The sequence below is a fragment of the Flavobacterium sp. genome (assembly GCF_043779715.1).
Taxonomy (GTDB): Bacteria; Bacteroidota; Bacteroidia; order Flavobacteriales; family Flavobacteriaceae; genus Flavobacterium.
Window position 1 is genome coordinate 1 of the sequence record NZ_JAYWDT010000089.1, and the last position, 8800, is coordinate 8800.

The window sequence follows — 8800 nt, forward strand, 5'->3', positions numbered from 1 at the left end:
CATTAAAAAACGGTCCCAAACCATCTCTAGCAGTTGTAGAAGAGGGTGCAGAAACCCAACTTTGTCTAAAAAAGGAGTTACCAATACCAAAATCGGATTGCTCATCGAATGTCAAGTTGGGAGCAGAAAAGCCAAAAGCTTCTTCCGAAATATTAAAAACAGTAGTTTCTCCACCAGAATATTGTTCCCTCTCTTCGGGTGTTAATGCTACATATTCATCGTCAGTATTGGCACAACTGAAAAGTTGAAAGCAAATTAGAAAAGCGAGACCTTTGAAAGTGTTCTTCATTTTGTTAAATAGAAAAAAGTGTCCAGTTACAAGGACACTTTGATTAAACCTGAATTTACGAATTCATTAATTTACAGTGATACCAATTTTCGAAGCACCAGCAAGCAAATTCGAACCAAAATCTTTCAGCTGTAAAACTGCCATTCTAACTTTCGCACCTTCGGTAGAGGTTAAACCACCAGAAATAGCTAAATCGAAAGGTGTTACTATCGCACTAACTTTAGTTACGGCAGCATTTAATGCTACATCTGTGCTATTGTATGTATTTGTGTTAGCTTGTTTAACTAAGTCTTCTAGTGATGCTCCATCAACAGTTCCGTAATTCCCTTTATACACGTTGATTACTCCTTGAAGATTCAAAGCAATATCTCTATGAGTATTATCACTAAAACAAGAATGTTCGTCTTCTTGATCTGCATTTCCAAGTGCAACATCCATACGCTCTACTGGTAATTCTGCAGACACAAGTGTAGTTATCCCCAGATAAATATTTCTGACAGCGACATCATCAGGTAGTGCAAGGAATTTAGATCTATAGATTCCTCCAACTTTCCATTGATTTACTAAATACTCCAAATTATCGGTCAATAAATCAGCGCATGCTTTCAAATAAGCTGCTCTTCTTGTTTGATTTGTATTTGTTCCCCCAACAACATAATCTGTATAGGCTCTCAATCCAGCTAGGTTTGCAGAAGGAGCTGTCAAATCTTGTCCCCAAAGTAAAAATTCTATAGCGTGATATCCAACACTGATATTTTTTTCTCCACCTTGTTCATTCAAACGCTCTAAAAGAGCTTTGTTTATTGTTGGGAATGTTGTCAAATCATTGATTATTCCAGCATTTGTAGCCCCTTGAACATAATCAACATAATTTTCATCTAATGGCCAGGCATTTAATAATCCTTCTGGTCCATCGGCATTATCAATTGGTCCATCAGCAAAACGAAAGGCTTCGGTAGTACCATAACTTTCTCTTGCAGCTTTCCATTTGCTTTTAGCATTATCAAAATTGACTTGAGTTGGTGATGTTGTAAATGTATTTATTGCTATTTCTAGTATTACGGCATCATCATACGCTTTTTGATAATTGGCGTGAGCAATGTTTGCATAATTTTCCACAACTTGTTTTTTTGTAACATTAGAAGTATTGGAGGAATCATCGTTAGTATTACATGAAGTAATTAAAACCCCCATTGTTAAAAGTATTGAAACTTTTAAAAATATTTTTCTCATAGTTTTGCTTTATTTAGAATGAATAAACTTAAGGCAAAAATATAAACTTTTATTAAATCGCCAAATTTTATTTAGAATAAATTTAAATAAAAATTTGTTTGTTTTAATTTAGGTTTTATATTTGCAGAAATTATTTTAATTCAATCTAAATTAACTGAAATGAACTTTAAAAAATTATCTCTTTCCGCATTCCCAATTTTATTGTTAGCGCTTGCATCTTGTTCAAATGACGATACTACAGCTGAAGATACTTATAATTATACTGTTCCAGCAACCTACACATTTGAAAGAAATGCTGTGACTTCTGTAGATTATTCTGGGCAATCGAGCCGCTTATTAATGCTTGATGAGATGGGGAAATATTTTAGTACAGCCGCAACAAACGGCACTGTCGCTGATGACGCAGTACTATCAGACATGTATGCTAATGTAAATAACCGTTATACTGGCGCAGGTTTAAACGTTTCAGGAAAACAATTAAAAGATAAAACGGCTGCTTCAAAAGATTATTTTTCATTATATCTTGGTGGTGGTTCAATAGCTGAACAAGTAAGTGTTCGTGATTTATTTGAAACCCAATTCGACAATGGTGATGCTGCAAGTCAAGGAGCAACAGCTTCTGCGGGTGTTGCAGGTGTTTATCTAGATGGAACAAGCAAGCGCTTATTTGCAGCAAATGGATTAGAGCCCCAACAAGTATTATTAAAAGGAATTATGGGGGCTTGCTTTATGGATCAAATAGCTAATAATTATTTAAGTCTAAATAAGCTTGATGGCGGTACTAATAAAGTTGACAACACAAACAAAGTATTGTTAACAGGAAAGAGTTATACTGAAATGGAGCACAACTGGGATGAAGCTTATGGCTATATCTATGGAGCGGATAATTTAACTATTACGCCAAACACTTTTAAATTCTGGAGCAGTTATATCAATCAAGTTAATGCCGATACTGATTTTAATACTCTTAAAGCAGATATTGACTTGGCTTTCCGTAAAGGTAGAGCAGCAATCGTAGCTAATGATTATAAAGTTCGTGATGCTCAAATCGATATTATCAAATCAAAACTAGCAATGGTTTCAGCAGTGAGAGCTGTATTTTATTTGCAAGAAGGGAAAGGTAAATTAGCAACTGATAAGGGAGCAAAAGCTTTTCACGCTTTGTCTGAAGGTTATGGATTTATTATGTCGCTGCGATATACAAATAAACCAGGAACAAATAGTCCTTATTTTACCAAATCAGAAGTAGATGCAATGTTAGCTTCTATGGTAAGCGGAACAAATGGTTTGTGGGCTATCGATACTTTAGGAGCAAAATTAGATACCATATCTACACAAATAGCAGTAAAATTTGGGTTTACAGTTGCTCAAGCTACCACAGTAAATTAACTCAGTAAAAAAAAACAAAGCAAGAGAAATTAACCCTCTTGCTTTTGTACTTTTGCTTAAATTTTTAAGAATATGAAAAAGATACTATTAGTTTTAAGTTTTGTTGCCGTATTTGTAGCTTGCTCATCAAATGATGGTGAAAATAATACGGACGGGGATAATTACGATAGAACAGCGCTTTTAACAAACTGGGCTGATAATATTATTATTCCAAGTTATGTAAATTATCAAGCGAAAGTTCAAATATTGGTAACTAGCACAAATACTTTTGTTGCAACTCCAACTGAAGCAAATCTTCAAATTCTGAGAACTTCTTGGTTAGAGGCTTATAAAGCATATCAATATATATCGATGTATAATTTGGGTAAAGCGGAAGAGATTAATCTTAATATGGCTTCCAATACTTATCCAACAAATGCAATCGGTATAGAATCAAATATTTCATCTGGAACTTATAATCTGGAATTGTTGTCTCAATTTGACAAACAAGGTTTTCCGGCATTGGATTATTTAGTTAATGGATTGGGTACAAATAATGCTTCACTTGTTGGGTTTTATGCTACAAATGCAAATGCTGCAAATTACAAGCAGTATTTAACAGCTGTTGTTAACAAACTAAAAACTAATGCTGATGCAGTTGTAATCAGTTGGAATTCAAGTTTTAGAAATAGTTATATTGCTAACAATGGGACTTCGGTAAGTAGTTCAGTGAATAAAACAACAAATTTATTTGTAAAAAATCTTGAAAAAGATATTCGGACCGGTAAATTAGGTATTCCAGCAGGTATTTTTTCAAGTGGCGCCAAATTTCCAGAAAAAGTAGAAGGGTATTATAAAAATGATATTTCTAAAGAGTTGTTGAATGTTTCAATAAAAGCACAGCAAGATTTTTTTAATGGAAAACATTTTAATAGTACTACAACTGGTGAAGGTCTAAAAACGTATTTAGATTTTTTAAATGCTATTAGGAACAATCAGAAGTTAAGTGATATTATAAATAATCAATTTGCTACTATCTATACAGTAAACAATGCGCTTAACAATAGTTTTTCTCAGCAAGTAAATGCTGATAATTCAAAAATGATTGCCGCATATGATGCTTTACAGCAAAATGTAATCTATACAAAACTAGATATGATGCAAGCATTAAATATTACTATTGATTATGTAGATGGCGATGGCGATTAATTATGGGTTTAAGTATAACAAAATATCTAAATAAATATTCAGAGGCATCAACGCTAGCTTTTTTTAGGCTAGCGTTTGGCTTTATGATGGTTTTAAGTCTTATCCGATTTGTGAGTTATGGTTGGATTGATAAATTTTATATCCAACCCCAATTTCACTTCACGTATTATGGCTTTGAGTGGGTTAAACCGCTAGGGAATTATACGTATTTATTGTTTTTTGTTTCAGGGTTGGCAGCTTTTTTTGTCGCAATAGGATACAAATATAAATTATCGATAATTTCCTTTTTCCTGAGTTTTACTTACATTGAATTTATGGACAAAACCACTTACCTGAACCATTATTATTTTATTACGGTGGTGAGTTTTATACTTATTTTTTTACCTGCTAATGTCTATTTTTCAATCGATGCGTATAGAAACCCTAGAATTGCCTATCAGAAAATCCCGAGATGGACTACTGATATTTTAAAACTATTGTTAGGTATTGTATATTTTTATGCTGGCTTGGCAAAACTTAATTCCGACTGGCTTTTTGAAGCGATGCCACTCAAAATCTGGTTACCCAATAATTCTAATTTACCTCTAATTGGTTCTTTATTAAACGAGAATTGGGTGCACTACGCATTTAGCTGGACGGGGATGATTTATGATTTAAGTATACCTTTTTTATTACTTTATAGAAGAACTCGCTTATTTGCATTTGTTTTAGTGGTAGTCTTTCATATTCTGACTAAAATTTTATTTCCCATTGGTGTTTTTCCGTATATAATGATTGTAAGTTCATTGCTCTTTTTTAATGCGGATTTTCATAAAAAGGGTTTACAAATTATTTCAAAATTATTCAATTTCAGTATGACTGTTTTTGAGAACGGAAGAGAAAAAATTCAGCATTTTAATGGAGTTTATAATACTAAAATAGCCTTTTTAACCTGTTTTTTATCTTTTCAGTTACTGTTTCCTTTTCGATATGTATTGTATCCAGATGAATTATTTTGGACAGAAGAAGGTTTTCGGTTTTCGTGGCGCGTGATGCTTATGGAAAAAGCTGGTTATACCCAATTTAGTGTTACCGATACTAAAACGAAAGAATATATAGTGATCAATAACAGTCATTTCTTAACCACTTTTCAGGAAAAGCAAATGTCATTCCAACCAGATTTTATTTTGGAATATGCACATTTTTTACACGATTATTATCAAAAACAAGGCATTAACGACCCCGAAGTTAGAGTAGAAAGCTATGTTGCTCTCAATGGAAGATTAAGTCAAAAATATATCAATCCAACAATAAATTTAGCCAAAGAAAATGAAACATTCCATCACAAAACTTGGATATTACCTTTTAACGATGAAATTAAAGGATTTTAGTTGTATTCTACTTTTATTTTTTACAATAAATAGTTTTTCCCAATATAAAATTTCAGGAATGACTACAGCTGGCAATGGTACAGTACTAGCTTCCGTTGAAATATATAATAAAACTTCCGGAACTAAATATCTATCTAATTCTAAAGGAGAGTTTTCAATAGAATTAGACAAGTCAGGGAATTATGAACTTGTTTTTTACAAAGAAAACTATGCAGTTTTAGAAAATACAGTTGCAACATCCGATGAAAGCATTGTTATTGTTTTGGACAAAGTCACCAACCTTTCGGAAGTAGTTATCAATAAACAAAAAGAAAAAATATTTGCACTCAATAAATTAAAAGATATTGATGAAACTGCTATTTACGCTGGAAAAAAAACCGAAGTAATCTCGTTAAATAAAATTACAGCAAATAAAGCAACCAATAATGCACGTCAAATATTTGCTCAAGTTGTAGGATTAACAATCAACGAGAGTTCTGATGGTGGTTTACAATTAAGTATTGGTGGACGAGGATTAGATCCAAACCGAACATCCAATTTTAATACCCGTCAAAATGGTTATGATATAAGTGCAGATGTTCTTGGTTATCCTGAAAGTTATTATGCTACACCTACTGAAGCCCTCGAAGAAATTCAGGTAGTTCGCGGTGCAGCATCATTGCAATACGGAACTCAATTTGGAGGGTTAGTCAATTTTAAACTAAAAACACCAAGCAAAAAACCATTTGAATTCGCAACGAGAAACACTTTTGGCTCTTATGGTTTGTTTACCAATTTTACCTCATTAAGCGGTACAAAAGATAAATTCAGTTACTACACCTTTTATAATTACAAACAAGGAAATGGTTTTAGACCCAATTCTGAATTTGAAAGCAAAAACTATTTTGGGAATTTGAATTATCAGTTCAACGAAAAAACATCATTGCATTTTGATTATACTTATTTTAATTATTTAGCCCAACAAGCTGGCGGATTAACTGATGTGATGTTTAATGAAGATCCAACACAAAGCAATAGAACCCGAAATTGGTTTGCAGTAAACTGGAATTTATTTGCATTGCGATTAAAACATAAATTTAATGCTAATACCGATTTTTCATTGCAGTTATTTGGGTTAGATGCAAGTCGAAAAGCAGTTGGATATCGTTCTAATAGGGTTTCAAATCCTGATGGAGTAGGTACGGAAAGAGATTTAATAATTGGGGAATTTGTCAATTGGGGAGTGGAGGCACGATTTTTAAAACGCTACAAAATAAAAAACAACACCAGCGCTTTTTTAATTGGAGCCAAATATTATCAATCTAAAAATTCAGGAGTTCAAGGTCCGGGAACCTCGGGCAGTGATGCCAATTTTAATGTTGCTGATGCAGAATTTCCTTTTTATGCCAACCAATCCAATTATATGTATCCAAACTTGAATGTATCGGTTTTTGGAGAGAATATTTTCAAAATAACTTCTAATTTTTCTGTAACACCAGGTTTTAGATTTGAAAAAATAAAAACACAGGCAGAAGGTTCTTATCGAAAAATAAATCTGGATTTAGCTGGAAATGTGATTTTAGATGAAACCAAGTTTGAGAATAATATAAAAGATAGAAACTTTGTTTTGTTTGGGGTTGGATTAAGCTATAAACCATTAAATAGAATAGAATTTTATGGAAATGTTTCACAAAATTATCGGTCGGTAACGTTCAATGACATCAGAACTGTAAGTCCAAGCCAGGTGATTGATGAAAATATTTCGGATGAAAAAGGCTACACTTCTGATATTGGAATTCGGGGACAAATAGGGGATAAAGTAACTTTTGATGCAAGCGTTTATGGATTGTATTATAATGATAAAATTGGTGAATACGAAACTAGAAATCCAAATGGTTCGGCAGCAATTGTAAGGTTCAGAGACAATATAGGAACTGCTGTTACTTATGGTTTTGAAACAATGTTTGATTGGAGTTTGAATAAAACTTTTTTTAAACAAAAAGAGAACTTTGTTTGGAATGTATTCTCCAATATTGCTATTACAGATTCGGAATATTTAAAATCGGACGCACCTAATATTGAAGGTAATAAAGTTGAATTCGTGCCACTATACAACATAAAAACGGGAACAGGAATTGGATACAAGAATTTTATTTCGAGTGTACAATTCACCTATGTATCTTCTCAATTTACGGAAGCAAACAACAGTAAAACAGATGTAAATGACAATACGTATGGCATTTTTGGTCAAATTCCTGCTTATTACGTCGCTGATTTTTCAACATCCTACAAATGGAAAAACTGGAAACTGGAAGCTGGGATTACTAATTTTACAAACAATAGTTATTTTACAAGAAGAGCGACTGGTTATCCCGGTCCCGGAATCATTCCATCGGATGCTAGAACTTTTTATACTACGCTTGAGTTTGTTTTTTAATGTTTAAAAAAAATGCTGATTGAGAATCCAATCAGCATTTTTTACCTGTTTTCCTTTCTTAATTAAAAAAGTCTTGAAATGCTAAATCCACATCGAAATTGATCTTTAATCCAAGAAGTTGGGTAATAAAATAGAATCAACTCACATCAAGAACCTTATGAAATTTAACATTTATAAATAATTTTACAAAAAAATCAAATCAAAAATCTACCTCGCTTAATGTCCTAAAATTTTGGAATAAACGAGGCTTTTTTATTTTCTTTATGCGATTTAATTTTTGTTTTTATTATTTTCCACAAAAAATGAGAAGTAAATGCTAATAAAAACTGTTGCTATTCCAGTAATTATAAATGTGGCATTTGCACCAAATTGATACCAAATTAATCCTGCTAATGAACTCGCTAACATTGTACAAATACTTTGAAAACCTGAATAAGTTCCGATTGCTGTTGCCGTATCTTTTCTGTCGGAAATTGTACTAATCCAAGCTTTGGAAATCCCCTCGGTTGCCGCTGCATAAACTCCATAAATAAAGAACAGCATTGCAATAGTATAAATATTAGTACTGAAAGCCATCCCAAAATATACGATTGCAAACAAAGAAAGCCCAAAAACAAATATTTTCTTTAATCCTATTTTGTCTGCAAAGATTCCTATTGGAAATGCGCAAAGTGCATAAACCAAATTGTAAAAAATATAAACTCCAAGTACTGCTGTATCAGTTAGCCCTGCCTGTTTTGCTTTTAATAACAAGAAAATATCAGAACTGTTAAATAATGTAAATACCAGTAACCCGATTACTAATTTTCGATATTGTAACTATGCTGTACCCATTTTTCAGACAGAAATCTCAACGATTTAAGATAGGTTTTTAGTTTTATATTCTATTATCTTGGTTAAAATCGGAGATAACTT

7 protein-coding genes are annotated in these 8800 nt (G+C 32.5%); 4 read left to right on the forward strand and 3 right to left on the reverse strand.

Going from position 1 to position 8800, the window contains the following annotated elements; genetic code table 11:
• Both ACH2BG_RS04570 and ACH2BG_RS04575 read right to left on the reverse strand, forming a co-directional pair.
• A partial coding sequence (locus ACH2BG_RS04570) for a di-heme oxidoredictase family protein (protein ID WP_395046539.1) occupies nucleotides 1-289 on the reverse strand: 289 nt, incomplete at its 3' end.
• A gap of 66 nt (nucleotides 290-355) precedes the next feature.
• Entirely contained in the window at nucleotides 356-1522 is a 1167-nt protein-coding gene (locus ACH2BG_RS04575; RefSeq protein WP_395046540.1) for an imelysin family protein, read from the reverse strand.
• Nucleotides 1523-1681: 159 nt separating this feature from the next.
• Between ACH2BG_RS04575 and ACH2BG_RS04580 the strand changes: the two genes are divergently transcribed.
• From ACH2BG_RS04580 to ACH2BG_RS04595, 4 genes are all read left to right on the forward strand, one after another.
• Nucleotides 1682-2911, forward strand: a complete 1230-nt coding sequence (locus tag ACH2BG_RS04580) for a DUF4856 domain-containing protein (RefSeq protein WP_395046541.1) — start codon at nucleotides 1682-1684, stop codon at nucleotides 2909-2911.
• Between the two features lie 72 nt (nucleotides 2912-2983).
• Entirely contained in the window at nucleotides 2984-4099 is a 1116-nt protein-coding gene (locus ACH2BG_RS04585) for an imelysin family protein (protein WP_395046542.1), read from the forward strand.
• Between the two features lie 2 nt (nucleotides 4100-4101).
• Complete coding sequence (locus ACH2BG_RS04590) at nucleotides 4102-5469, forward strand: HTTM domain-containing protein (protein ID WP_395046543.1); 1368 nt, start codon at nucleotides 4102-4104, stop codon at nucleotides 5467-5469.
• Nucleotides 5450-7885, forward strand: coding sequence for a TonB-dependent receptor domain-containing protein (locus ACH2BG_RS04595; protein WP_395046544.1), 2436 nt, complete (start codon nucleotides 5450-5452; stop codon nucleotides 7883-7885). The genes ACH2BG_RS04590 and ACH2BG_RS04595 overlap by 20 nt, the downstream gene beginning before the upstream one ends.
• A gap of 270 nt (nucleotides 7886-8155) precedes the next feature.
• On the opposite strand, the gene ACH2BG_RS04600 is transcribed toward ACH2BG_RS04595, so the two are convergent.
• On the reverse strand, nucleotides 8156-8683 hold the full coding sequence (locus ACH2BG_RS04600) for an MFS transporter (protein WP_395046545.1): 528 nt from the start codon (nucleotides 8681-8683) through the stop codon (nucleotides 8156-8158).
• Nucleotides 8684-8800: the final 117 nt, after the last annotated feature.

Excerpts from the sequence above, each read along its gene's own strand:
- ACH2BG_RS04575 (WP_395046540.1), bottom strand. The coding sequence starts at position 1,522 with ATGAGAAAAATATTTTTAAAAGTTTCAATACTTTTAACAATGGGGGTT.
- ACH2BG_RS04595 (WP_395046544.1), top strand. The coding sequence starts at position 5,450 with ATGAAATTAAAGGATTTTAGTTGTATTCTACTTTTATTTTTTACAATA.
- ACH2BG_RS04585 (WP_395046542.1), top strand. The coding sequence starts at position 2,984 with ATGAAAAAGATACTATTAGTTTTAAGTTTTGTTGCCGTATTTGTAGCT.
- ACH2BG_RS04580 (WP_395046541.1), top strand. The coding sequence starts at position 1,682 with ATGAACTTTAAAAAATTATCTCTTTCCGCATTCCCAATTTTATTGTTA.
- ACH2BG_RS04590 (WP_395046543.1), top strand. The coding sequence starts at position 4,102 with ATGGGTTTAAGTATAACAAAATATCTAAATAAATATTCAGAGGCATCA.